Raw genomic sequence first — 24,456 nt, 5'->3', positions numbered from 1 at the left:
TCGTGCGTCAGCTCTCCCTGACTCTCCATGATGGGTCACGCGGGCGGCGCGACCGTCGCCCAGTCGGCGATACGGGCCAGGAGGGCATCGTCCGCCGCGTCCTCCGCGTGGCCCATCCCCCGCTCCAGCCACAGCTCCGCGCCGGCCGGACCGGCCGCCTCCGCCAGCATCCTCGGGTGGTCCAGCGGGAAGTACGGGTCGCGGTCGCCGTGCACGAGGAGCAGCGGGGCCGGGGCGATCAGCGGGACCGCGGCGACCGGGGAGAGCGGGACGGGGTCCCATTCCCCGGTGGCGATGCGGGTGCGGAATCCGTAACGGCCGACGAGGCGGCCCGTGGGGCGGGTGACCACCCAGTGCAGCCGGCGCATCGGGGCCGTCCCCCGGTAGTACCAGCGGGCGGGAGCACTGACGGAGACCACCGCATCCGAGTGCGCCCCCACGCTCCCAGTGCGCCCCTCGCGCGCCGATACGCGGACGGGCGTGTCCCCGAGGGAGGAATCCGCCGTATACAGAGCGCCGTGCCGGAGCACCACGGAGGCGCCCATCGAGAACCCGACCGTCACCACCCGGCGGTGTCCCAGCTCCCGCGCCCAGGCCACCGCCGCGGCCAGGTCCAGCACCTCGCGGTCGCCCACGGTGGAGCGCCCGCCGGACCGCCCGTGCCCCCGGAACGAGAACGTGATCACGGCCGCACGCTGGGCGAACGCCCGCGCGGCGCGGCGTACGGCGGGGCGGTCGGTCGAGCCGGTGAACCCGTGCGCGACGACGATCGCGGGGGTCTCCGCCGGGGCCCCGGCCGCTTCGTCCCCCGGCGTCCCGGAGCCCGCCGTACACGGTTCGTACACCGCCTCGACCCGTACGCCGTCATCCGTCAGCAAAGTGGCGCGTCGTCGGGGAGGCGTGAGCAAGGGAACAGAAGAACTCAGGAATCGACCCTCGGACACCGAACTCATGTGGGCTATTCTGCTGCGAAGAGGATCCGGGCAAAGCAGCCCCCGGGTCCTTTTGTGCTTTACGGGCGTTGTTACGGCGACGTTTCCACAAGCTCAGCGGTTCCAGGGCGCGGGACCGCACCGTAAACCCGCATGAAGCATGAAGCACCACGCATGACGTACGAAGCAGTGCCGCATACTCCCCCGGGTCCGACCCGGGAGTGCCCCTCTCGCAGGGAACGAGGAGGACCGACGTAATGGGCGAGCGAACCGTGCAACACGATCGACCGAACCAGGCAGGTGGGCGGCGATGAGTTCACTGCTGCTTCTGACGAACGCACTCCAGCCGTCGACGGAGGTGCTCCCCGCCCTCGGGCTTCTGCTCCACAACGTGCGGGTGGCCCCCGCCGAGGGCCCGGCCCTCGTGGACACCCCGGGCGCCGACGTGATCCTCGTCGACGGGCGCCGCGACCTTCCGCAGGTCCGCTCGCTCTGCCAGCTGCTGCGGTCCACCGGACCCGGCTGTCCGCTGATCCTCGTCGTCACCGAGGGCGGCCTCGCGGCCGTCACCGCCGACTGGGGCGTCGACGACGTCCTGCTGGACACGGCGGGACCGGCCGAGGTCGAGGCCCGGCTGCGGCTGGCCATGGGCCGCCAGCAGATCACCTCCGACGACTCCCCGATGGAGATCCGCAACGGTGACCTCTCCGTCGACGAGGCGACCTACAGCGCGAAACTCAAGGGCCGGGTCCTGGACCTGACCTTCAAGGAATTCGAACTGCTGAAATACCTCGCCCAGCATCCGGGCCGGGTGTTCACCCGCGCCCAGCTCCTCCAGGAGGTCTGGGGCTACGACTACTTCGGCGGTACGCGGACGGTCGACGTCCACGTGCGGCGGCTGCGCGCCAAGCTCGGCCCCGAGCACGAGTCGCTGATCGGCACCGTGCGCAACGTCGGCTACCGCTTCGTCACCCCGGAGAAGGTCGAGCGCGCGGCGGAGGAGGCGAAGGACCGGGCCGCCGCACAGCAACAGCGGCAGCGGCAGTCGAGGGAAGCGGAAGCCGTCGCCCGTTCGGAGCAGTCCCCGGCTGCCGGGGTGACGGAAGAAGCCCCGGTGGAAGCTGCCAAGAGGTAGCGATTCGGACGTTTCGGCAACGCCGCGAGGTGCCGTGCCAGACGCCGTGACCCCGGTCCTGATCCACCGGACACCCCCTAGGTCCATCCGCGTAGACTGCCGCGCGTGGCCAAGGTGACGCGGGACGATGTGGCGAGACTGGCGGGGACGTCGACCGCGGTCGTCAGCTACGTCATCAACAACGGACCCCGGCCGGTCGCCCCGGCCACGCGCGAGCGGGTGCTCGCCGCGATCAAGGAGCTGGGCTACCGGCCCGACCGGGTCGCCCAGGCCATGGCCTCGCGCCGCACGGACCTCATAGGCATGATCGTGCCGGACGCCCGGCAGCCGTTCTTCGCGGAGATGGCGCACGCGGTCGAACAGGCCGCCGCCGAGCGCGGGAAAATGGTGCTCGTCGGCAACTCCGACTACCGCGACGAGCGCGAAGTCCACTATCTGCGGGCCTTCCTCGGGATGCGTGTCTCCGGGCTGATCCTGGTCAGCCAGGGCCCCAGCGAGCGGGCCGCCGCCGAGATCGAGGCCTGGGACGCCCGGGTCGTCCTGCTGCACGAGCGCCCCGAGGCGATCGACGACGTCGCCGTCGTCACCGACGACGTGGGCGGCGCCCAGCTCGCCACCCGGCATCTGCTGGAGCACGGCAACGCGTACGTGGCCTGCCTCGGCGGGATGGAGTCGACCCCGGCGGTCGGCGACCCGGTCGCCGACCACGTCGAGGGCTGGCGGCGGGCGATGCACGAGTCGGGCCGCTCCACGGAGGGCCGGCTCTTCCAGGCCCCGTACAACCGTTACGACGCCTATCAGGTGGCCCTCGGGCTGCTGGCGGGCCCGGACCGGCCCCCGGCGATCTTCTGCGCCACGGACGACCAGGCCTTCGGCGTACTGCGGGCCGCCCGTGAGCTGCGCATCGACGTGCCGGGCGAGCTGGCGGTGGCCGGCTTCGACGACGTGAAGGAAGCGGGCCTCACCGATCCGCCGCTGACCACGGTCCACTCCGACCGCCCGGCGATGGCGCGGGCGGCGGTGGACCTGGTGCTGGACGACTCGCTCCGGGTCTCGGGATCGCGCCGGGAGCGGCTGAAGCAGTTCCCCTCCGCGCTGGTGGTCCGGCGCTCGTGCGGCTGCCGGGAGCCCTCCCCCATCGCGTGACCGCCCGCCGGTTCTCCGGCCCCCGGCCCTTCGGCCTTCGCCCTTTACAGCGGGCATACGCGGTTCTTCCGGGCTTCTCAGGACGTACTCAGGCCCCTCTCATGTTCGCCGACCAGCCTGGTGCACATGACGGAGAACCTTCGCCCGAGCGGCGCGCACTCGACGGACCAGGACCCGACCCCGTACGGCTACGGCACCGGCTACAACACCGGCACCGGCGCCGGTGACCGCACCGGCACGGCGTACGACGGCGCTGCGGGCGGCTATCCCCCGCCGCCCCCGTACGCCCCCTCCCCCGAGTACGCCCCCGAGCCTCCCGTCGGGCGGCGTGAGCGCCGGGCGAAGCGGCCGGTCGCGCTGCTGGCGGCGGTGGCGATCGCCGCGGGCGTGATCGGCGGCGGCACCGCCGCCCTCGTCGGACAGCTGAACGCCGGGGGCTCCGGGGCCACCGGCGTGGGCGGCGCGGTCAACGGCACCACCGTCTCCCAGAGCAGCAAGGGCACGGTCGCGGGCGTCGCGGAGGCGGTCTCGCCCGCCATCGTGGAGATCGGCGCGACCTCGTCGGCGGGCAGGTCCACCGGGTCGGGGGTGGTGATCACCGAGGACGGCGAGATCGTCACCAACAACCACGTCATCTCGGGCGCGCAGCAGATCCAGGTCACCCTCTCCACCGGGAAGACCTACACCGCCGACGTCGTGGGCACCGACCCCGACAAGGACCTCGCGCTGATCAAGCTCCGGGGCGCGAGCGGGCTGAAGACGGCCACGCTCGGGGACTCCTCGCAGGTCAAGGTCGGTGACCAGGTCGTGGCGATCGGCTCGCCGGAGGGCCTGACCGGCACGGTCACCAGCGGCATCGTCTCCGCGCTCGACCGGGACGTCACGGTGGCCAAGGACGACTCCGGCAGCTCGGGCCAGGGCGGGCAGGGTGGGCAGGGCGGCGGCAGCGGGCCGTGGCCGTTCGAGTTCGGGGGGCAGCAGTTCAACGGCGACACGGGCGAGCAGACGACGACGTACAAGGCGCTCCAGACCGACGCCTCCCTCAACCCCGGCAACTCCGGCGGTGCGCTGATCAACATGGACGGCGAGATCATCGGCATCAACTCCGCGATGTACTCGCCCAGTTCCTCGGCGGCGGGCAGCGGTTCCGCAGCGGGCAGTGTGGGCCTCGGCTTCGCGATCCCGGTGAACACCCTCAAGGCCGACCTGGACACCCTGCGCGCGGGCGACGGTTCCTGATCCCGTACAGCGCCCCGGCCGTGCGAGGCTGAGAGCGCCCCCCGTAGGCCGGAACGAGAAGAGGACCAGCAGCGATGAGCCCCGCCGAAGACGATCCCCAGCGCATTCTGATCGTCGACGACGAGCCGGCCGTGCGCGAGGCCCTGCAACGCAGCCTCGCCTTCGAGGGGTACGGCACCCAGGTCGCCGTCGACGGGTACGACGCCCTGGCGATGACCGAGTCGTACGCTCCCGACCTCATCGTCCTGGACATCCAGATGCCCCGGATGGACGGCCTCACCGCCGCCCGCCGCATCCGGGCCACCGGCTCGACCACGCCCATCCTCATGCTCACCGCCCGCGACACCGTCGGGGACCGGGTCACCGGCCTCGACGCGGGCGCGGACGACTACCTGGTCAAACCGTTCGAGCTGGACGAGCTCTTCGCCCGCATCCGGGCCCTGCTGCGCCGCAGCTCCTACGCGTCGACGGCGGCGGGCGCGGACACTCCGGACGACGACGTGCTCTCCTTCGCCGACCTGCGGATGGACCTGTCCACCCGCGAGGTCACCCGGGGCGATCGCCGGGTCGAGCTGACGCGCACCGAGTTCACGCTGCTGGAGATGTTCCTGTCCCACCCGCGCCAGGTGCTGACCCGGGAGCAGATCCTCAAGGCGGTCTGGGGCTTCGACTTCGAGCCGAGCTCCAACTCCCTGGACGTGTACGTGATGTACCTGCGCCGCAAGACGGAGGCGGGCGGCGAGCCGCGCCTCGTCCACACCGTGCGCGGGGTGGGCTACGCGCTGCGTACGGGCGGGAGCGGCGAGGCGTGAGCGGACCGGCACCCACCGCGAACGGGCGGGAGCGGGGAGGCGTGAGCCCGGTGCGCCGCTTCCGGGCGCTGCCGCTGCGCTCCCGGCTGGCGATGCTCGTCGCCACGGCGGTGGCGGTGGCGGTCGCGGCGGTGGCCGCCGCGTGCTGGCTGACCACCCGCGACCGGCTGACCGAGCAGCTCGACACGACACTGTCCCAGGTCAGGCCGAACGGGGACGCGATGCGGCTGCTGACGGCGTCCTGCACGACCGGTCTTGCCGGCGATTTCCAGATCGTGGGCCCGTACACGATCCAGCTGGTGCCGGCCGCGGGCGAGAAGCCGTGCACGGTGCCCGGCAAGTCCGCCATCCCGATCGAGACCGCCGACCGGGCTGTCGCCGCCGGGCTGCGCGAGGACGCGACGCACACCACGACGGCCGAGGACGGCACGGAGATGCGGGTCCACACCTCGCCCGCCGGCCCGGACCGGCCCGGGGTCGCCGTCTCCGTCGCCGTCTCCATGAAGCAGGTCACCGACCCGCTGAACCAGCTGGCCTGGGTGCTGCTCGTCGTCTCCGGCATCGGCGTCCTCGGCGCGGGCGCGGCCGGACTGTGGATCGCGCGCGCCGGGCTCCGGCCGGTCGACGAACTCACCGAGGCCGTCGAGCACGTGGCCCGCACCGAGGACCTGACCGTACGCATCCCGGTGGACGGCGAGGACGAGATCGCCCGGCTCTCCAGTTCGTTCAACTCGATGACGGCCCAGCTCGCCTCCTCGCGCGACCGCCAGGCCCAGCTGATCGCGGACGCGGGCCACGAGCTGCGCACCCCGCTGACCTCGCTCCGGACGAACGTGGAGCTGCTGGCCCGCAGCGACGAGACGGGCCGGAAGATCCCGCCGGAGGACCGCAAGGCGCTGATGGCCTCGGTGAAGGCCCAGATGACGGAGCTGGCCGCGCTGATCGGCGACCTCCAGGAACTGGCCCGCCCCGACCCGGCCGAGCCCGGCCCGCTCCAGGTGGTGGCCCTGCACGAGATCACCCGCACCGCCCTGCGCCGCGCCCGGCTGCGCGGCCCGGAGCTGACGATCGCGGAGGACCTGGCCCCCTGGTACGTACGCGCGGAACCGGCCGCACTGGAGCGGGCGATCGTCAACGTCCTGGACAACGCGGTGAAGTTCAGCCCGCCGGGCGGCACGATCGACGTGCGGCTGCACCGGGGCGAGCTGACCGTCCGGGACCGGGGCCCCGGCATCCCCGCCGAGGAACTCCCGCACGTCTTCGAACGCTTCTGGCGCTCCCCGTCCGCCCGCCAGCTCCCCGGCTCGGGCCTGGGCCTGTCCATCGTGGCCCGTACGGTGCACCAGACGGGCGGCTCGATCGCCCTGCGCCCGGCCCCGGACGGCGGCCCCGGCACCGTGGCGGCACTCACGCTGCCGGGGGCGCCGACGCCGCCACCGGGGACGTGAGGCGGAGGTCGGCGGGCCGGGCGGCGGGCCAGGCGGCGGGCCAGGCGGCGGGCCAGGCGGCGGGCCAGGCCTGAACGCCTCGGAGGCGGCGGCGGACCGGGCGCTGGAGGAGATCCGCCGGCGCCGGCACCGACGGCGTCATCCCGTGGTCGCCCGGCGCCCGCCGCACGGGCGAGCACCGGTCGCCCCGGCGGCGGATGCCGAACAGCCACCCTTCACACGATGATCGACACCATCGGATCTCGTCGAGGAGGGCACACGTGACCACGCAGGCAGAGGCCACAGCAGCAGCACCGGCAGCCGAGACGTCAGTCCGCGCTCCGGCCGCCGCCCGACCCGTCGAGCCCGTTCCCCGCTGGGCGGTCCGGATGGCCCATGCCATCCCGCTGTGTGTCCTGCCGTCCGGGTTGTGGCGTGTCGCGCTGGTGCTGGGCCTGGCCGGATACGACTCGGACTACCCATGGGCGGTGTGGGAACGCCCGTACGTGATCGGGCTGTCCGTGGTCTCCGAAGGACTCGCGCTGCTCGCCCTCGGGCTGGTGCGGCCGTGGGGCGAAGTCGTCCCGTGCTGGGTGCCGGGGCTGCGCGGCAGAAGGATCCCGATACCGGCGGTGGTCATTCCGGCCGCACTCGGGGCGGCGCTGATCATGATGCTCTGCGCGTACGGCACCCTGAACCAGATCTTCGGCTTCATGGAGCCGCTGAACGACGACGGCACCGGTCTCCCTGCCAGCGGTCCTGCCGCCTGGGCGCTGTGGACGACGTACGCCCCGCTCCTCGCCTGGGGCCCGCTCCTGGTGATCCTCACCGTCGCGTACTACCGACGCCGCCGGGCGAACGACGCATCGGCCGCCGCTCGGCCCGCAGCCGGATAGCCGGTCCGGCCGGGCCTGCCGTCGCGCACCAGCGGCCCTCACTCCACCGGGTTGTGCCGGATCAGCGACTCGACCAGCCCGGACCGCTGGTTCGGATAGTCCATCGGGACGATGCCCAGCCCCGTCCACCCGGCGGTCTCGGCGCGCTCCAGGAAGGAGTGCACCTGCGGGTTGAGCCGGTCGGCGTTCCAGCGGGGTGGCATCAGGGCGGCGGTGGAGACGTAGTTCATGAAGAACTTTCCCGGCTGCTGGGCCGCCTTACGGAACTGCGCCTCGATCTTCGGGTACTTGGCGAACGGCTCCGCCATGTAGTCGTCCTGGATGTCGAAGAGGGCCGGGTCCCCGTACCGCACCCCGGGCAGCCCGCCGTTGTCCGCGAGCAGCACCACCTTGCCCCGGGCCCCGCCGAGGCCGGGGAGGGTGGGGTCGAGGCGGAACAGGGGACGCCAGCCCCGTGTGTCGAGGTAGTCGTCGAAGACCGCCCGGAACGCGGCGTCGCTCTCGGAGGAGTACTCCTGCTTGACCCGCATCAGCACGGTCTCGCTCGGGTGCCTGGCGAGGAAGTTCCAACAGGCGACGAGGACATCGCCGAACATCATGTTCTGGAACGAGGCTCCGTGGTGGATCGCGAACGAGCCCTCGATGAGCCGGCACCGTACGTCCAGGAAGCGGATGCCGCTCTCCAGCTGCTGCGCGATCGTCGTGTTCTGGCACTCCGACCAGGGACCGCCGAACCGGGCCCCCGAGTCGTGCGTGCCCGGGATCGTGAGCCGCTGGAGCGCGGTGCCGTCGGGCAGAGCGGCCATCCAGTCCCGCGTCCCCCGGACCGCCCGGCGGCCTGCCTCCCCGGTGGCGGCGACGGCGGGCGCGGCGCCGACGACCGCGGTGGCGGAGACGGCCAGGGCTCCGGCCAGGAAGCCTCTGCGGGAGGTCGGGGAAAGGGACTTGGGCGTGCGCGCGGGGGTGGACATGCGGGGTGCCTCCAAGGGCCGTGGGGGGCTGGGCCCTTGGATTCTGACGGGCACACGTCACCTCCGGAAGGGGGCGTACGCCGCCTTGGGGTGAGTACGCACGGCGGCACCCCGGGGGCGTGCGCGCCCGCCGGGACGGACGCGCCCGCCCGGTCGCCTCAGGCCGTGTGCTGGAAGGCCGGGTACGTCAGGTAGCCCGCGTCGCCTCCCTGGTAGTACGTGGCCTCCTCCGCCGGCGCGATCGGCACACCGGTACGCAGCCGTTCGACCAGGTCCGGGTTGGCCAGGAAGGCCCGGCCGAAGCTGATCAGGTCCGCCCCCAGCCCCAGCCAGCGGTCGGCGTCCGAGCGCCCGGCCTGCTTCGGGCCCATCGGCAGCGACGGGTTCATGATCAGGGTGCCGGGCCATGCCCCGCGCAGGGCGGCCAGCACTTCGTCGTCGGCGGTGCCCTCCAGATGCACGTACGCCGGCTCCAGCCGCGCCAGCTCGGCCAGCAGCGCGGCGTACAGCTCGGGAACGTCCCGCTCCTCGACCCCCCAGAACGTGCCGCCCGGGGAGAGCCGGATCCCGGTCCTGGCCGCACCCACCGCGTCCACGGTCGCCGCCACCGCCTCGACCGCGAACCGTATGCGACCGGCGACCGAGCCCCCGTAACGGTCGCCGCGGAGGTTGGCGTTGGAGGAGAGGAACTGGGAGATCAAGTAGCCGTTGGCGCCGTGGAGTTCGACACCGTCGAACCCGGCTTCGACCGCCCGGCGGGCGGCCGACGCGTACGACTCGACGTGCTCGGGCACCTCGGCCGTCTCCAGGGCGCGCGGCATCGGCGCGGGCTGCGGGCCCGTCGGCGTGAACACGTCGCCGACCGCCGCGACGGCGGAGGGCCCGACCGGCCGCAGCCCGGTGGTGTCCGGGTGCGAGACCCGGCCGCCGTGCATGATCTGGGCGAAGATCCGGCCGCCGTTCGCGTGCACGGCGGCGGTCACCGGACGCCAGGAGGCGACCTGCTCATCGGTGTGGAGTCCGGGCGTACCGGGGTTGGACTGCCCGACCACACTCGGCTGCACCCCCTCGCTCACGATGAGTCCGGCGGTCGCCCGCTGTGCGTAGTACGTGGCCATCGAGGGCGTCGCCAGCCCGCCGGAGGCCGCCCGGACGCGGGTCATCGGCGCCATCACCACCCGGTTGGGCAGCACCAGGTCACCGAGGCGGTGGCGGTCGAAAAGGCTCTGGTTCATCTCGCAAAGCTCCCTAGCTGCATGACTGCATGGCTGCATGGCTGCGTGTCCGCAGAGCTGCACAGCTCCCGTGGCACCCGCGTTCCGGGCACACCGCTACGCTAAAACCTGACATCAATGTGAGGGGCAAGGCCGTACGGCGCCCCGTCGGCGAGGGACAGGAAGGGACGGGCATGCGCATCGGAGAGCTCTCGGCGGCCACGGGGGCCAGCGTCCGGTCCCTGCGCTACTACGAGGAGCAGCGGCTCCTGACCAGCACCCGCAGCCCGAGCGGTCAGCGGCACTACACGGACGCCCAGGCAGAGCGGGTCCGCTTCATCCAGCGCCTCTACGCCGCCGGCCTGTCCAGCCGTACCGTCAAGGAGCTGCTGCCCTGCGTCGACGCCCCCAGCGAGGAGGCCTCCGACGCGGCGATGGAACGGATGGAGCAGGAACGGGAACGGATCTCCGCCCACATCGAGGACCTCATCACCACCCGGGACGCCCTGGACGTCCTGATGGCCACCAACCGCGCCCACCGCCGCACCCTGCGCCGCCCCTCCGAAAGTGGCCGTGACGGAAACGAAGCGAGTCTTCGTTCCTAACGGAAAACTGCGGAAGAATGCATTCAGCGCGACCGTTACCGGAATTCCCGGGATGCCATAAAAACCTTTGCCGAGATCGCGAACTGCCCTTATTCTGAGGCAACTTCACCGACGCTTCTCCTGTGGCCCCACCCGGCGAATACAGGGTTTCCGGCGCTCGAACGAGCGCCTGGGCCCTTTCTCTCCGCGCATTCCGGGATCCGGAATGCGTCGTAACGAAAAGCGAGGAAGACCTGTGCGACGCATAACCCCTGCCCTCCTTTCCCTGACCGCCCTGCTGACCGCCTCCGCCCTGGCCGCGCCCACCGCAGGCGCCACCCCGCGGAACGACCGGCCGGCCGGCGCCTCCGCAGCCGGGACCACGGCAGACGGAGTCCCCGCAGGCTGGGAGAAGGTGGACGGAGACGACCTGGAACACCTCAGCGGGGCCTCCGGCGGCCAGCAGTCCCCGTCCGCCTCCGGCAGAAGCGCCTCCGCCCTGGCGGACGAGACCTCAAAGGTGGCCATCAAGTCGATGCGCAACGGCAAGTTCACCGCCACCGAGATGAATTACGCCGCGCCCGACACCGGTGTGCTGCGGGCCCGTTCCACCGATGTCACCGGCGCATGGGAGGGCTTCGCGTTCGAGTGGGACGAGGCCACCCGGACGTTCGCCATGAAATCCCTCGCGAACAACCTCTACGTGGCGGTCGAGAAGAACTTCACCGGCCACACGAAGAACGCGCTGAGGGCCCGTTCGGCGACGGCGGGCGGCTGGGAACGGTTCGAGCTCTACCAGAACACGGACCTGAACCTCTACGCGATCCGGTCCACCCTGAACGGCCTCTTCGTCGCGATGGAGAACAGCTACACGGGTTCGCTCCAGTACACGTTGCGCGCCCGCTCGACCGATGTCACCGGCTCCTGGGAGGAGTTCGACCTGTACGGCATCGACGGCTGACCTCCGCAGCGCCAACGCATCACCGACACACCACGACCCGGCCTTCTCCAGCACCCGGACGAGGGCCGGGTCTCCCGCCCGGCCTCAGCCGGCCGCCGCGAACACGGAGAGCCCGGACCCGCCCCGGTCCGCCGATCGGGCTTCGTCCACAGGTGCCGCACGGCTGACCGGGAGCGACGTCGCCATCTTTCCCCGGCGGCCCCCCTCAACGAGGCTCCGCCCGAGTGTCCGCCACCGGCTATGCGTGCGTGTCAGAACTGGTCATGAACGAACTTCCACATAGAGTTCTGGCGGCTGCGCCATCCGGCGGCGCTCTCTCACACGTGGCGGTGACCCTGTTCCCCGGCCGGACCAGCGCCGGGCGTCACGTGTGGGCACGCCGTGCGTCCCGAGCCGAGACTCACGCCATGAGACATCCTTCCCCGCGGCGCCATGGGCGTCCTCGTAGGCGTATCGGCTCCGCCGGACTCGCCTACGTGACGGCCCTCGCGGCCGTCCCCCTCCTCGTGCTCGGCCCGGGTGCCGTTCCGGCATCGGCCGCGCCCTTGCCCGGCGGGCTCGGGCCCTGTGTTCCCGGAGACTGCCCCGACCCGTTCCCTGGCATCAACAACGGCCCCATCGCGGGCCGGGACAACGCGATCAACATGTTCGTGGGTGACGACTTCCTCGTCCGCGGTTCTGCGGCGGAGGCCGAGGGGCGCGTCGTCGTCCTGGACGACTTCGACATGAACAAGGACGCCCAGGCGGGTCAGGCCTACAACGTCGGAGAGGCGGGCGTCGGATCGCGTGTTGCGCCGCCCGTCGGAGCGGACTGGCTGACCACCGGTGGCGACATCACCGTGGCGACGGGACAGCGGTTGCTGGCCGAGGACGGCGTCGTACGGTACGCCGGCTCGCTGACCGGCACGGTCGAGGCCACCCTCACCCAGGACGACGCGGCCGTCGCCCCCTATACCGCCCTCAGGGACGAGCTCACCACTGCGAGCCGCTGCTACGCGCGCGTCGACGGCGCCCCGAGGACGCCCACGGGGACGGCCGTCAACCAGGGCACCCAGACGCTGTTCACCGGTGACGGGACCTCCGCGCTCCAAGTCTTCAACGTCGACTTCGACCTGACGGGGCCCTCGGGTGCCCAGCAGGGCATCGTCTTCGCCGACATTCCCGACGACGCGACGATTCTCGTCAACATCGTGGGCGCGAACCGTACGCTCAACACCTACAGCGGCGGGATCGACGACGCCACCGATCCGCTCAACGCCTACCGCGAGCGTCTCCTGTGGAACATCCCCGACGCCACCACGGTGAACCTCACCGGAACCGGCCAGTTCCAGGGCAGCTTCCTCGTCGGGGAGCAGAGCTCGGCCACCACGGTCACCCTGCCGGGCATCAACGGACGTTTCTTCACCACCGGATCGCTCACCCACACCAGCGCCGCCACGGGCGGCGGCGGCCAGGAGTTCCACGCCTACCCCTTCAACGGCGACCTGCCCGACTGCACGACCCCGCAGCCCGTCACCGGTGCGGTGGAGGTGCTGAAGACGGACTCCGAGACCGACGCGGCACTGCCGGGCGCGACGTTCCAGCTCTGGGAGGAGACCAACGGGACTCCCGGCCTCCAGACCGGCGGCACCGACCCCGACACCACGGTCGGGGAGTCCTGCACCACCGACACGGACGGTACGTGCTCCCGGACGGTGGAGACAGGAACGTACTACTGGCAGGAGACGCAGGCCCCGGACGGATACGACCTGCCCGACCCCGCCGTCTTCGGACCCCTCGAACTGACCGAGGAAAACGCAGACACCGGCGTCTCGGTCACCGCCACCAACACCCGTACACCGATTCCGCCGGGCACCGGCACCGTCAAGCTGCTCAAGACCGATGCCGACAGCGGCCGGCCACTGCCGGGCGCGACGTTCGAGCTGTGGGAAGAGACCAACGGGCGTGAAGACCTCCAGACAGGCGGCAGCGACCCCGATACCCGTGTCGGGACCGCCTGCACCACGAACGGCGCGGGCCTGTGCTCCTTCGGCGACCTGGACCACGGCACGTACTACCTGCGCGAGACCGGCGTACCGGATGGCTACGTCCTGCCCGGCGACCCGGTCGCGGGACCGTACGTCGTCAGCGCCGACCAGGAGGTCGTGATCGCGCGGCTTGCCAACAGCCGCGACGACAAGCCCTGTAAGGACACGGGCTACGGATACGGCTACGGACACGGACACGGAGACGACGCGTACGGTTCGTGTCCCGGCCGTAAGGGGCACGCCAGGGCCGCCTGACCGCCGTAGGTCCTGCAGTCCCGGCTTCGAGTCCGGCGACCCGGACATGTGCACGTACCCGCGACCGGTGTCACCCCTCCAGGTGGCACCGGTCGCTGCGAAGCGTCCGCGCCACGGACAGACTTCGCGGCGAACTCGACATCGCCCATCACCCGCAACCGGATCTGGGCACCCTCACCCCCGACGCCCGCGCCAAGCCCCCTCGGCATCCGGCCCGTTACCTTCTGCGGCACCACCGGCCCCGGCCTCCTCGCGGCGAGCCGCACGGGCAGCCACTCGGGGGCAGGACGGGCAGCAGGTGCCGGGCCGCCACGGGGAACGCGAGGTACGGGCGTACGGTCCACTCCGTCCACCGCTCCCCGTGCCCGAGCGAGAACCCACAGGTACGCCCCCGGTGCAGGGCCGCGATCGCCCGCACGCGGCCCGCCCCGCCGATCCGCTCCAGCGCCTCACCGCGCGCGTCGGGGGCCATGGCCTCCGCGAGAGCCCGCGCTTCCGACTGGAACCGGCTGATCGCTTCGGCCGCCGTGGGCACGGAGTACCGCACAAAGACGTCGGGGGCGCCGCTGCGTAACAACGGGTAGGTGGACCGCTCGCACCAGTAGGCGCGGGGGGCGAGTCCTGCGGGGTTCGTCGGATCGGGATCTGGATCGCACACGGCACGGCCTCCTGACGTGACACCAGGAACGCCCCCCGCCCACAGCCGGCGTGACGAGCGGCGGGCGGGGGGCGCGCTGGATCGCGGCTCCCCCAACGGGCGCAGACGGAAGGGGAGTTGGCTGCAGCCTGACGGAGCAGCACATCTGGAAGCTAGCGCGTGATGCAGGTGCGTATCAAGTGTTTGACGTCTAACGAGTGATTCCGGCTGAATAAACAAGTGATACAAATAGGGAAGCGGCCCCCATCTGCGCCGATGGGGACCGCTCTCTACCGGATCACGAAAGCTCAGGCCAAGTCGTCGAACTCGCCCTCCTTCGCACCACCCAGGAACGCCCGGAGCTTGGTGCGCGTCGTACGGACGATCACGTCGGGGTTGTCACTCTCACGCAGCAGGATCTCGCCGCCGTGCTCGGCGAGCTCCAGGCAGTTGTTGCCTTCGGCCCCCGACGACTTCGATGACTTGCGCCACTGAATATCCACGTACCTCACGCCTTCACACTTGTTGCGCGACCTCACGAATGAAGTCTCTCGACTTCCGCGGATCGAGGGACAGCTCCTCGACCCGATCCATCGCCGCTCGATAGTTCCTCAGACGCGTCTCGGCGTCCAGGAACGCGGGCCCGGTTGCTGTGTCCGTCTGCACGGTATCCAGCTGCGGAACAGGACCATAGACATAATGCGTCGAGCTTCCCGTCTCCGGAAAACCGCCGGCGGCGAAGGGGACCACCCGGATGGTCACGTTGTCGCGCTCCGATTCGCGCAGCAGGTGCTCCAACTGGCCGCGCGCAACGCCCGAGTCGCCGTACGTCATCCGTAGCGCCGCCTCATGGATGAGGAACGTACAGGTAGGCGGGTCCTCCCGGTCGAGAACGTCTCGGCGCTTGAGCCGATGGGAGAGCAGCCGCCGCCTGCGGGCCAGGGGCAGCTCCGGCACCGCCTCCGCGAAGACGGCACGCGCGTAGTCCTCGCTCTGGAGCAGCCCCGGCATGTACATAATCAGCACCGCTCGAATACCTACGGCGTGGTGCTCAAGCTCCGCCAGGTCGAGCGTTCCGCTGGTCAGGTCATTGCGGTACTCCTCCCACCAGCCCCGCCCCCGCTCGTCGGCCATCGCGGCGAGCGCATCCACGTACGCCTCGTCGGGACAGGCATAGCCACCGGCCCAGGCGCGCACCCGTTCGCCGCTCACCCCGAAGCGTCCGGACTCCGTATTGCTGATGGCCGTGCGGTCCGTGCTGAGCAGGGCGGCGGCCTCGGCCAGGGCCAGTCCCGCGTGCTGCCGCATCTTGCGCAGCTCCGCACCCACGCGGCACTGCCGCGCCGTGGGCGCCTTCCTCGGTGGCATCGACGATCTCCTCTGGTCGGCTCCCAGTCTGGCTGGCGCGCCCACGGTAATCCATTCGGTCACTTAATTTTCCAAATGCGTAGCACAAGTGAGACTAGCCGCTACGGTTCATCACAGCACCGCGCTACACCTCAGGATTCCGAAGTGCAGCCGCCTCGCCGTGCGTTGACGCGTACGCCGGGGCGGCCATCGCCACGGGCCGGGCGCAGCGCAGCCGTTCACCCGAACCGGACCGCAAGGGGAGACCGACATGACCGCCGTAAACCCAACTCCCGTACAGCTGAACCCGATCGGTGGTGAGGTCTACCGACTCACCCTGCCGAACACCGCGTACGCCCCGCGCCTCGCGCGGGACTTCGCCTCCTCGCTGCTGGAGGTCAGCCGGCATCTCGGGCTGGTCGACGACGCGCGGATCTGCGTGACCGAGCTGGTGGCCAACGCCCACCGCCACACCGGTACCCCGCTGATCCGGGTCCAGGCGGCCGTCAACCGGAAGCGGGTCACCTTCGCCGTCACGGATGAAGGCAGCCCGCTCACCGGTGCACTCGGCGCACTGCGGGCGGGTCCGGAGGAGGAGCACGGGCGCGGGCTCGCTCTCGTCGAGAGCCTGGCGCTGGCGTGGGGGACGCGTGGCGGCGGACCACGGCACCCCGGGCGCAAGGTCGTCTGGTTCACCCTGGGGCGCCCGGAACCGACGGCGTGACCTACGACGTGTCAGGGGGCTTCGTGGCCGTCGCCGCCCTCCTCGCGGTGCTCGCCGCCGGGATCACGCTCGCGGCGGTCCCCGGGGCGGACGAAACGCCCCCGGCCGGCGGAAGCGGCGGCCGACTTCGGAACCACCGGGACGCACACCCCGGGAAGGTCCGGCGCTACGTAGCGGGGCGGAAGATCAGACGTGAGCAGGGAACGTACGGTCATGGGTCTCAACTGCCGTGCGAGGGGGCACCGGGTGGCCCTCCACCAGTGATTCGGAGCCGCACGGCAAGGGGATTGGGCACGGCCCGAACGCCTCCCCCGTCGGCGGCGCGGGCAGCACAGCGCATGGCCTTCGTCACAGGAAAAGAATGATTCCGGGGGCAACTGCGCGCTTTGGCGAAGTCTGTCCGCTCCGCGTGAGGCCGCCCCGGCCTCGGACCCGGAATTATCACCCGGCCCCCTCACAGGATCCCCATACGATCGGCACAGGCAGCAGCCCGCGTGATCCATTCCGCTGTGGCAGCCGCCCCTCAGCATTCACCTTGTTTTTCCGGGCTTTTCCGGACCCGACCCAAGGGATCATGTGAAGATTCGCCGCGCTCTCGCCACCGCTGTCGCCGCCGCCGTGACCGCTCCCGCTGTGCTGCTCTCCGTCACCCCCGCGTTCGCCGACACCCAGCCGGGCGCACAGTCGCAGACACAGACACAGAACAAGCAGGGCAAGCCGACCATCAAGGAGCTGGAGAAGGCCGCCGCCGAGGCTCAGAAGGCGTACGACGAGGCCGTCAAGGCCCGCGACGAAGCCCAGGTCACGGTGCGGAAGGCCCTCGATGAACTGACCAAGGACAGCCACCCCCTCGTGGCCGCCGCCAAGGCCGCCGAGCAGGCCGCGAAGGAGGCCGCCGCCGCGAAGACCACCGCCGACCAGGCCGTGACCGACGCGAAGGCCGCCATCGCCGAACTCCCCGAGACGGCCACGGAGGAGCAGAAGACCGCCGCGGCGACCGCACTCTCCGAAGCCGAGGCGACCGCGGCGACCGCAGCCGCCACCAAGACCGCCGCCGACACCGAGGCGGCCGGGGCCGTCAAGGCGCAGGACGACGCACGGGTCGCGGCCGCCCGCGCCGCCGGCGCGGCCGACAAGGCCCTGGACGACGCGCTCGCCGCGAAGGTCGCGGCCGACGCGGCGCTGGCCAAGGCCAAGAAGGAGGCGGAAGAGGAGGGCCAGGACTGCGAGCCCGAGCTCAACCTCACCGCCGATGTCACCGGCCTGCCGTCCACGCTCGTCGCCGGCACGACCACCGACTTCTCCGTCCGTGTGACCAACGGCAGCAAACGGCACATGGACGAGATCATCGCGTACGCCGGTGTCCACGCGACCGACAAGACCGGTCTCAAGGACACGGGCAAGTTCTTCCGCCTCCAGTGGTCCACCAAGGCCTCGCCGAAGTGGCAGAACATCAACAAGCACAACTACATCGACGCCGTCGGCGCGCTGAAGCCCGGCGCCCGCGCCGACGTCAAGCTCCGGCTCACCGTCGACAAGGCCGCACCGGCCGGCAACGGTGTCGCCTTCATCGCGGCCGATTTCTACAACGAGGACGGCTCCTGCGGCGGAGCGCCCGGCCTCGACATGTACGAGTTCGACGTCAAGGCCGCCGGCAGCAAGCCCGGCAAGCCGGAGGACGCCAAGCCCGCCGAAACCACGAAGCCCAGCACCGGCGACACCGGGCACAAGCCACAGGGTTCGACGTCCGGCACCCCGGTGAAGACCGGCACGGACGGCAGCCTCGCCGCCACGGGCTCGTCCTCCGCCACCACCTCGATCGCCCTCGCGGGCGGTGCGGCCGTGCTGCTCGGCGCGGCGGCGGTGTTCGTCGTACGTCGCCGGAAGGCCGGTTCCGACGCCTGACGATAGGTCAATAAGCAGGTGTTGAAGGGGTGGTGGGCCCGATCGGGCCCACCACCCCTTCGCGCCGCACAGGCCCCCCTCAGCCGAGGCTTTCAGCCCGTGCGGGAGGACCGGAACCTGCTCCGGTACTCCGTCGGCGTCGTGTTCAGCCGCCGCCGGAACGCCCGTACCAGAGTGTCCACCGTGCCGAACCCGCAGACGGACGCGATGCGTTCGAGGGTGGCGTCGGAGGACTCCAGTTCGTTACGGGCCTTCTCGACCCGGACGGACTCGATGTAGGCGTGCGGGGTCATGCCCAGCTCGGTCTTGAAGATCCGGGTGAGGTGACGGTCGCTGACATGGGCGTACTCGGCGAGGTCCACGACGGTGAGCCGGTGCCCGATGTTGCGCAGGATGTGGTGGCGGAGGTCCTCGATGCGCCGCGTCGCCGAGATCTGCTCCAGCGGAACGCTGAACTGGCTCTGCCCGCTCTGCCGCTTCAGGTACATCACGAGCTGGCGGGCGACGCGCAGGGCGACGGCCTCGCCGAGGTCGTCGGCGATCAGGGCGAGGGACAGATCGAGGCAGGCGCTGATCCCTGCCCCGGTCCACACGTCGCCCTCGCGGATGAAGATCGGGTCGGCGTCGACCTCGATCTCCGGGTGCTCGTCGGCCAGTTGCTGCGCGGTCGACCAGTGCGTGGTGGCGCGCCTGCCGTCGAGCAGTCCGGCGGCGGCCAGCAGATGCGCACCGACACAGACGGAGGTGACCCGCCGGGTGCGCGCGGCGAGTTCCTTCACCCGCTCCACCAGCTCGGGGTCGACGAGAGCGTGCACCCTGCGTTCGCTGTCGACCTCCACCGAGCCGGGGACGATGAGGGTGTCGATGCTCCGCCCGGCCGCCTCCTCGAAGGTGAGGTCCGGGAGGATGCGGACCCCGGCCCCGGTGGTGACCGGGTCCAAGGACGCGGCGGCCAGGACGACTTCGTACCCCGCCGCGTCGTCGGTCTCGCGCCGGGCGAGCGAGAACACCTCCGGCGGCCCGGTGACGTCGAGCAGGTCGACGCCCTCGAAGAGGACGATGACGACGAGTCGTCCGGTGGTGTCCATGGGGTGGCCTCCTGACGCCGACAGCCCGGCAGTTCGACAGTTCGACAGCCACGCGGATCGGCAGTTCGACAGCCGGACGGTTCGACAGCTCGGCTGACCGGCAGTTCGACTGACCGACAGCTCGGCTGACCGACAGTTCGGCTGACCGACAGCCCGCACGCATGTCGGTATCTGCATCTTAGACGTCATTGTGGACATCGCCGTCGAGCCCTAGCGTCTAAGACAGCTCGCCACCCGAGCTCGACTCGCTCGCCCTCTCCCCGACGCACGACCCCCGAGGCGGTACACCCATGTCCCGAACCACCCTGCGCGAACTCAACGGCTTCGACGCGACCCCGGCCACGCTCACCGGCTCGACGCTGATCCTGGTCGACTTCCAGAACACCTACACCCGTGGCGTGATGGAACTCGACGGCTGGCAGGCCTCGTTGGACGCCGCCGCGCAACTGCTGGCCCGTGCCCGCCAGGCCGGGACACCGGTCGTCCACGTCATCAACGACGGCGGCGAGGGAACCCCGTACGACATCCGGGCCGAGATCGGACAGATCCACCCGACCGTCGCCCCCGTCGACGGCGAGCCGGTCGTCGTCAAGCAGGCCCCGAACGCCTTCCACGGCACCGACCTCGGCGATCACGTCCCCGAGGGCCAGGACGTGATCATCGCGGGCTGGATGACGCACATGTGCGTGGCGTTCACCGCGCAGGGCGCGTTCCTGCGCGGCAGCCGGCCCACCGTCGTCGCCGACGCCTGCGCGACCCGGTCCCTGCCGGTCGCCGGGACCGACCTCGACGCCTGCCAGGTGCACTACAGCGCGCTGGCCACCATCGGCGACCTGTACGGGGTCGTCGTCGCCTCCCAGAAGGAGATCACCCGATGAAGCTGCTCCGTACCGCCACCGCGCTCGGCGTCGCCACCGTCCTCGCCGCCACCGCCACCGCTTGCGGCGGAAGTTCCGAGGCCGCGACCGGCAAGGAGACGAACACCGGCACGTCGGCGACGCCCACGGCGCCCGCCGCGCAGAACGCCTCCGGGAACGCCTCCGGGAACGTCGCCGAGGACACGACGACACTGCGGGAGCTCAACAAGCTCGACGAGACCCCGGCCACGCTCGCCGACGCGACGCTCATCCTCGTCGACTACCAGAACACCTACACCGAGGGCGTGATGGAACTCGACGGCTGGAAGCCCGCCGTGGACAACACCGCCGCCCTGCTGAAGCGCGCCCGCGCGGCCGGAACGCCGGTCATCCACATCGTCGACAAGGGCTACGACCTGAAGTCGGAGGCGGGCCAGATCATTTCCGCCGTGAAACCGGTCGAGGGCGAGCCGGTCGTCGAGAAGAGCGTCCCGAACGGCTTCCACGACACGAACCTCGCCGACGAGGTCAAGAAGGCCGGCCGCGAGAACGTCATCATCGCCGGGTTCATGACCAACATGTGCACCCTGTTCACGACGCAGGGCGCGTTCATCAACGGCAACAACCCGACCGTCGTCGCCGACGCCTCCGCGACCCGCCCGCTGCCGCTGAACGGCAACCCGAACGGCATCCCGGCCGAGCAGCTGCACGCGTCCGCGCTCGCCACGGTCCAGGACCTGTACGGGGTGGTCGTCCCGACGCAGAAGTCCCTGAAGTAGCCCTACCGGCGGCCCTTCCCACAGCCCTGCCAGCGGCCCTCCCGCAGCCCTTCCCGTAGTCCCTCCCCCTTCCCTCCCCCTCCGCCGGTGGCCGCAGGGCGCTCCGGAGCGCCCTGCGCCACGTCCGTACCCCACACATCCCCACACATCCCCACGCCTCCCCACAGCCCCCACAGCCCCCACAGCGGAAGTGATCCCATGAGCACTTTCCCCCCATCCGTACCAACCCTCCAACTCCCCCCACTCCGCCAGAGATCGCACCACTATCCCCAACGGAGAAGACGAAGATGGCTACCCGCAGAGGTTTCATTACCGGCGCTTCCGGCATCGGCACCGCAGCATTCCTGGGCTACGCGACGACCCCGCAGGCAACGGCGGCAACCGTCGACGGCGCGGCGGGCACGGTGAAGGTCTCGCCGCAGCAGGCGAAGGACTCGCTGCTCGCCGTCAACGCCGGGATGCGCACCAACTACGCGGTACTCAAAGCAGAACTGATCAAGCACCTTTCCCCGGTGATCGTCGTGCAGAACGACGCCAAGGGCGGCCGGTTCACCCTGGTGACGGAGAACGGCCAGGAGAGCGCCAACCCCGTGGCGGAGACGTTCGAGCTGGCGAAGTCCATCGCTCATGTGCCGCTCGGGATCTTCTCGGTGATCGCCTCGTACCTGGCGGACCACATCCCCAACCTCCCGAACGCCGACCGGATCGACCCGCACGACCTGCTGATGGTGGCGTTCGACGACGACTCGTCGACCGCGTGGATCCCCCCGCTCCAGGCCTACGCCGCCACCCTCACCACCGCTCGCCAGAACCTCCCCGACGCCGGGCTCCCGGCCGCGCTGACGATCTCGTGCGGCAACATCCTGGACGCCGCTCTCCGGTTCATCGACACCTCGGTGACGGCGCAGTCGTTCGACATGAAGTCCTTCGAGGACTTCTCCGGCAGTGTCTACCCGGACATCCGCACCAACATGGAGCACGCGGCGCAGGCCCAGATCGAGGGCGTGCAGAGGCAGATGAAGGCGTGGCGCACGAAGGTCGGCGAGGCCGGCTGGGCCGACCTGTACTGCGTGGTGATCTCGCAGTGGACGACGAGCGTCCTGAACCAGAACACGATCATCATCAAGGACTGCATGAACGCGGCGAAGGTCGCCACTCACCTGATCGACCTGCCCGGCCTGGAGAACCCGGCCGATCCGGTGTTCACCGCCCTCGACAACCTCGCCCGGATCGTGCAGGACAACGTGGCGGCGGAGATGGTCTTCCCCAAGGACACGAAGGTCGCGGACGCCCTCAAGGGCAAGGAGGACCTGCTCTCCGACGAGATCCTCATCCAGCTCGGCACCGGCGGCACGGTGACGAAGTCATCGCCGACGTACAACACGGCGAGCGCGGTGTGCCCGGTCAAGAAGTAACGCGAGGCGCGTGAGCGTCGCCTCCTCCTCCTGGAACAGCCGTGCGCTCCGGGAGGAGGAGGCGTCTGCGTATCGAGGACGCCACGGTGGTGGACGCGGGCCGCGCCACGTCTGATCTGCACATCCTTCACGCCGATCCTTGCGTCGTATGCGTGCCGGGTGGCAGTGTTCGCACGACTCAACATGTGTGCGGCTTCCAAAGACCAGGTGGGGATGGACGAGCAGGCGTTCGACGCCTTTTACGCCGGGAGCGTGGGGCGGCTCATCGGCCAGCTGTACGCCATGATCGGCGACCGTGCCGAGGCGCAGGACGTCGTCCAGGAGGCCTTCGTGCGGGCCTGGGAGCGCCGGACCGCGCTGGACAAGGACGGGGCGCCCGAGGCGTGGGTGCGTACGGTGGCCTACCGGCTGGCGGTCAGCCGGTGGCGGCGGGTGCGTACCTCTCTCACCTTCGCTAAGCGGCAGGGGCCGCCCCCCAACGTTCCGCCGCCGGACGATCACCACGTGCTGCTGGTCGCGGCGTTGAAGCAGATACCCGCGGCGCAGCGGCGGGTCATCGTGCTCCACCACCTGTGCGACCTCGAAGTGAAGCAGGTCGCCGAGGAGACCGGCTCTCCGGTCGGTACGGTCAAGGCGCAGCTGAGCCGGGGGCGGGCTGCGCTGGCGAAGATTCTGGCCGATACTGAGCTGGATCCGCGCGCGGGCCGGGTTTCGGAGGTGGAGCGTGGCTGAAGAGACCAGCTTGGACGAGCGGCTCGCCGACCTTGCCACCGGGGGCCGGCAGGCTGCCGTGCCGCTGGCCGCCGAGCAGATCCGGGCGCGCGGGGACCGGCGCCGGCGGCGCAAGCAGGCGGCTCGGGCCTCGGGCGGTGTGCTGCTGGCCGCCGCTGTGATCGTGGGGGGTCTGTCGTTGCTCCGCCCCGGGCCGGATCCGGCGGAGACCGCCGCAGATCCGAACCCGTCCGCGACCGCTCCACTCTTCGTGGCCCCGACGCCGGCGCCGGGGGAGGAGTACGCCAGCGAACTCGGCTACGTCTACGACGCGGTGGCGCTCGACGGCGGCAGGGTCCGGGTCACCGTCCAGCAGCTCCGTGACGAGAAGGGGACGGGCGTCCCCACCGGCGTCGTGCACAGTCTGACCCTGCCCGCGGTGACCCCGGTCGAGGTGGAGCACCTCTCCGGGGGGAAGCCGGAGGACCTGCGGCTGGAGGATGTCGTGGGCCGGCTGCGGGCCGGACCGCAGTGGGTGTTCGCCCTCGATTACGACGGTGAGGGCCGGGTTCAGTCGCTGCGGGAAGCGCACTGGCTGTCCGTGGAGTGACGTCGTCCCGGCCCGGCCGGCGGCGTTCGGCGCCTGCATCAGCGCAGGTACCAGCGCCGGTATCGGCACCTGCATCAGCGCCGGTATCGGCACTTGTGTCAGCGCAGGTACCAGCGCCGGTCGGCACCGGTATCAGCGACTGTTTCAGCCCTGGTTGAAGATTTCTTCCGGCCGGATGCAACCCGGCGGGCGGTGTGGGGCGTAGAGACCGTGTACCCCGCCCGCACCGGTTTCCAGGAGAACGTTGACCATGCACACCTCACGCCGCCAGGCCCCGTTGCGCCTGCTCACCGTCGTCGCCTTCGGCGCCCTTGTCCTGACCGGCTGCGGCGGGGCGACCGAGGGCCCCGCGGATCCCGCCCCCGTGGGAGCGACGGCCTCCGCACCGGCCGCCGAATCGGCCGCAAGCCCTTTCGCCGGTACCAAGCAGTTCGTGACGATCGACAAGGCCTGGACCGAGGACGGACTGACCAAGGTGTCGATGCGGTCCGCCGAGAAGAAGGTGAACACCCAGTTCGACACCTGGCAGATCGTCCCCGGCACGGGTGAATTCGTCACGGTGACCATGGCGAAGGACGCCCGGGTGCTGCTGACCGTGCCGCTCCGCGGCGACGACGCCCCGGAGGCCGGGCGCGGTGAACCCGTGTCGACCACGCAGGCCGAGTTCGTCACCCTGCTGACGCAGCTGGAGTCCCGGATCCGCGAGGACACCGGGTTCGACCTGAGCTTCGACGGAGAGGGCCAGGTCACCAAGTTGCAGTCGCTGTACAAGCCGTGAGCCGGG

25 protein-coding genes are annotated in these 24,456 nt (G+C 70.9%); 17 read left to right on the top strand and 8 right to left on the bottom strand.

What is annotated here, in order from left to right:
• Positions 1-35: 35 nt before the first annotated feature.
• The gene (locus ACGF2Y_RS28915) at positions 36-953 is read right to left on the bottom strand and encodes an alpha/beta hydrolase (RefSeq protein WP_392953349.1); all 918 of its coding nucleotides are present in this window, start codon (positions 951-953) and stop codon (positions 36-38) included.
• 289 nt (positions 954-1,242) lie between these two features.
• On the opposite strand from ACGF2Y_RS28915, the gene ACGF2Y_RS28910 reads away from it, so the two are divergent.
• The 6 genes from ACGF2Y_RS28910 to ACGF2Y_RS28885 all read left to right on the top strand — a co-directional run bounded on the left by ACGF2Y_RS28910 (position 1,243) and on the right by ACGF2Y_RS28885 (position 7,587).
• Complete coding sequence (locus ACGF2Y_RS28910; protein WP_392953347.1) at positions 1,243-2,067, top strand: winged helix-turn-helix domain-containing protein; 825 nt, start codon at positions 1,243-1,245, stop codon at positions 2,065-2,067.
• A 105-nt stretch (positions 2,068-2,172) separates the two neighbouring features.
• Positions 2,173-3,213: a LacI family DNA-binding transcriptional regulator gene (locus ACGF2Y_RS28905; protein ID WP_392953344.1), complete on the top strand. Its 1,041-nt coding sequence runs from the start codon at positions 2,173-2,175 to the stop codon at positions 3,211-3,213.
• Positions 3,214-3,333: 120 nt separating this feature from the next.
• On the top strand, positions 3,334-4,452 hold the full coding sequence (locus tag ACGF2Y_RS28900; protein ID WP_392953341.1) for a S1C family serine protease: 1,119 nt from the start codon (positions 3,334-3,336) through the stop codon (positions 4,450-4,452).
• A 74-nt stretch (positions 4,453-4,526) separates the two neighbouring features.
• The gene (locus tag ACGF2Y_RS28895) at positions 4,527-5,264 is read left to right on the top strand and encodes a response regulator transcription factor (RefSeq protein ID WP_392953338.1); all 738 of its coding nucleotides are present in this window, start codon (positions 4,527-4,529) and stop codon (positions 5,262-5,264) included.
• A gap of 92 nt (positions 5,265-5,356) precedes the next feature.
• Positions 5,357-6,712 (top strand): sensor histidine kinase, encoded by a 1,356-nt coding sequence (locus ACGF2Y_RS28890; RefSeq protein WP_392953437.1) that lies wholly within the window; start codon positions 5,357-5,359, stop codon positions 6,710-6,712.
• A gap of 260 nt (positions 6,713-6,972) precedes the next feature.
• Positions 6,973-7,587 (top strand): hypothetical protein, encoded by a 615-nt coding sequence (locus ACGF2Y_RS28885; protein WP_392953335.1) that lies wholly within the window; start codon positions 6,973-6,975, stop codon positions 7,585-7,587.
• Between the two features lie 38 nt (positions 7,588-7,625).
• Here ACGF2Y_RS28885 and ACGF2Y_RS28880 read toward each other — a convergent pair whose 3' ends face one another.
• Entirely contained in the window at positions 7,626-8,558 is a 933-nt protein-coding gene (locus tag ACGF2Y_RS28880; protein ID WP_392953332.1) for a phosphatidylinositol-specific phospholipase C, read from the bottom strand.
• Between the two features lie 158 nt (positions 8,559-8,716).
• Positions 8,717-9,793: an alkene reductase gene (locus ACGF2Y_RS28875; protein WP_392953329.1), complete on the bottom strand. Its 1,077-nt coding sequence runs from the start codon at positions 9,791-9,793 to the stop codon at positions 8,717-8,719.
• 173 nt (positions 9,794-9,966) lie between these two features.
• On the opposite strand from ACGF2Y_RS28875, the gene ACGF2Y_RS28870 reads away from it, so the two are divergent.
• From ACGF2Y_RS28870 to ACGF2Y_RS28860, 3 genes are all read left to right on the top strand, one after another.
• The gene (locus tag ACGF2Y_RS28870; protein ID WP_392953326.1) at positions 9,967-10,377 is read left to right on the top strand and encodes a MerR family transcriptional regulator; all 411 of its coding nucleotides are present in this window, start codon (positions 9,967-9,969) and stop codon (positions 10,375-10,377) included.
• A gap of 244 nt (positions 10,378-10,621) precedes the next feature.
• Positions 10,622-11,317 carry a hypothetical protein gene (locus tag ACGF2Y_RS28865; protein WP_392953435.1) on the top strand — a complete coding sequence of 232 codons (696 nt, stop codon included), beginning with the start codon at positions 10,622-10,624 and terminating at the stop codon, positions 11,315-11,317.
• A gap of 407 nt (positions 11,318-11,724) precedes the next feature.
• Positions 11,725-13,599, top strand: a complete 1,875-nt coding sequence (locus ACGF2Y_RS28860; protein ID WP_392953323.1) for a choice-of-anchor A family protein — start codon at positions 11,725-11,727, stop codon at positions 13,597-13,599.
• Between the two features lie 217 nt (positions 13,600-13,816).
• On the opposite strand, the gene ACGF2Y_RS28855 is transcribed toward ACGF2Y_RS28860, so the two are convergent.
• The 3 genes from ACGF2Y_RS28855 to ACGF2Y_RS28845 all read right to left on the bottom strand — a co-directional run bounded on the left by ACGF2Y_RS28855 (position 13,817) and on the right by ACGF2Y_RS28845 (position 15,604).
• The gene (locus ACGF2Y_RS28855; protein WP_392953321.1) at positions 13,817-14,257 is read right to left on the bottom strand and encodes a hypothetical protein; all 441 of its coding nucleotides are present in this window, start codon (positions 14,255-14,257) and stop codon (positions 13,817-13,819) included.
• 287 nt (positions 14,258-14,544) lie between these two features.
• Positions 14,545-14,739, bottom strand: coding sequence for a DUF397 domain-containing protein (locus tag ACGF2Y_RS28850; RefSeq protein ID WP_018959870.1), 195 nt, complete (start codon positions 14,737-14,739; stop codon positions 14,545-14,547).
• Positions 14,740-14,752: 13 nt separating this feature from the next.
• Positions 14,753-15,604, bottom strand: a complete 852-nt coding sequence (locus tag ACGF2Y_RS28845) for a DUF5753 domain-containing protein (protein WP_392953317.1) — start codon at positions 15,602-15,604, stop codon at positions 14,753-14,755.
• Between the two features lie 250 nt (positions 15,605-15,854).
• On the opposite strand from ACGF2Y_RS28845, the gene ACGF2Y_RS28840 reads away from it, so the two are divergent.
• Positions 15,855-16,307: an ATP-binding protein gene (locus ACGF2Y_RS28840; protein ID WP_392953314.1), complete on the top strand. Its 453-nt coding sequence runs from the start codon at positions 15,855-15,857 to the stop codon at positions 16,305-16,307.
• Between the two features lie 11 nt (positions 16,308-16,318).
• Here ACGF2Y_RS28840 and ACGF2Y_RS28835 read toward each other — a convergent pair whose 3' ends face one another.
• Positions 16,319-16,522 carry a hypothetical protein gene (locus tag ACGF2Y_RS28835; RefSeq protein WP_392953311.1) on the bottom strand — a complete coding sequence of 68 codons (204 nt, stop codon included), beginning with the start codon at positions 16,520-16,522 and terminating at the stop codon, positions 16,319-16,321.
• Between the two features lie 361 nt (positions 16,523-16,883).
• Here ACGF2Y_RS28835 and ACGF2Y_RS28830 point away from each other — a divergent pair, with 361 nt between their 5' ends.
• Positions 16,884-18,212, top strand: coding sequence for an LAETG motif-containing sortase-dependent surface protein (locus ACGF2Y_RS28830; RefSeq protein ID WP_392953308.1), 1,329 nt, complete (start codon positions 16,884-16,886; stop codon positions 18,210-18,212).
• Positions 18,213-18,304: 92 nt separating this feature from the next.
• On the opposite strand, the gene ACGF2Y_RS28825 is transcribed toward ACGF2Y_RS28830, so the two are convergent.
• Positions 18,305-19,300, bottom strand: coding sequence for a GlxA family transcriptional regulator (locus tag ACGF2Y_RS28825; protein ID WP_392953305.1), 996 nt, complete (start codon positions 19,298-19,300; stop codon positions 18,305-18,307).
• A 290-nt stretch (positions 19,301-19,590) separates the two neighbouring features.
• Here ACGF2Y_RS28825 and ACGF2Y_RS28820 point away from each other — a divergent pair, with 290 nt between their 5' ends.
• The 6 genes from ACGF2Y_RS28820 to ACGF2Y_RS28795 all read left to right on the top strand — a co-directional run bounded on the left by ACGF2Y_RS28820 (position 19,591) and on the right by ACGF2Y_RS28795 (position 24,450).
• Positions 19,591-20,178: an isochorismatase family protein gene (locus tag ACGF2Y_RS28820; RefSeq protein ID WP_392953302.1), complete on the top strand. Its 588-nt coding sequence runs from the start codon at positions 19,591-19,593 to the stop codon at positions 20,176-20,178.
• A complete protein-coding gene (locus ACGF2Y_RS28815) occupies positions 20,175-20,936 on the top strand; it encodes an isochorismatase family protein (protein ID WP_392953299.1) in 762 nt (253 codons plus the stop codon). Before ACGF2Y_RS28820 ends, ACGF2Y_RS28815 begins: the two co-directional genes overlap by 4 nt.
• A 287-nt stretch (positions 20,937-21,223) precedes the next feature.
• Positions 21,224-22,351, top strand: a complete 1,128-nt coding sequence (locus ACGF2Y_RS28810) for a hypothetical protein (protein ID WP_392953297.1) — start codon at positions 21,224-21,226, stop codon at positions 22,349-22,351.
• 213 nt (positions 22,352-22,564) lie between these two features.
• Complete coding sequence (locus ACGF2Y_RS28805) at positions 22,565-23,083, top strand: SigE family RNA polymerase sigma factor (RefSeq protein ID WP_392953294.1); 519 nt, start codon at positions 22,565-22,567, stop codon at positions 23,081-23,083.
• Positions 23,076-23,672 (top strand): hypothetical protein, encoded by a 597-nt coding sequence (locus ACGF2Y_RS28800; protein ID WP_392953292.1) that lies wholly within the window; start codon positions 23,076-23,078, stop codon positions 23,670-23,672. Before ACGF2Y_RS28805 ends, ACGF2Y_RS28800 begins: the two co-directional genes overlap by 8 nt.
• A gap of 250 nt (positions 23,673-23,922) precedes the next feature.
• Positions 23,923-24,450 (top strand): hypothetical protein, encoded by a 528-nt coding sequence (locus tag ACGF2Y_RS28795; RefSeq protein ID WP_392953289.1) that lies wholly within the window; start codon positions 23,923-23,925, stop codon positions 24,448-24,450.
• The last annotated feature ends 6 nt before the right edge of the window (positions 24,451-24,456 follow it).

This window comes from Streptomyces sp. NPDC048142 (assembly GCF_043202835.1).
Lineage (GTDB): Bacteria > Actinomycetota > Actinomycetes > Streptomycetales > Streptomycetaceae > Streptomyces.
This window is presented reverse-complemented; position numbering and strand designations above follow the sequence as displayed.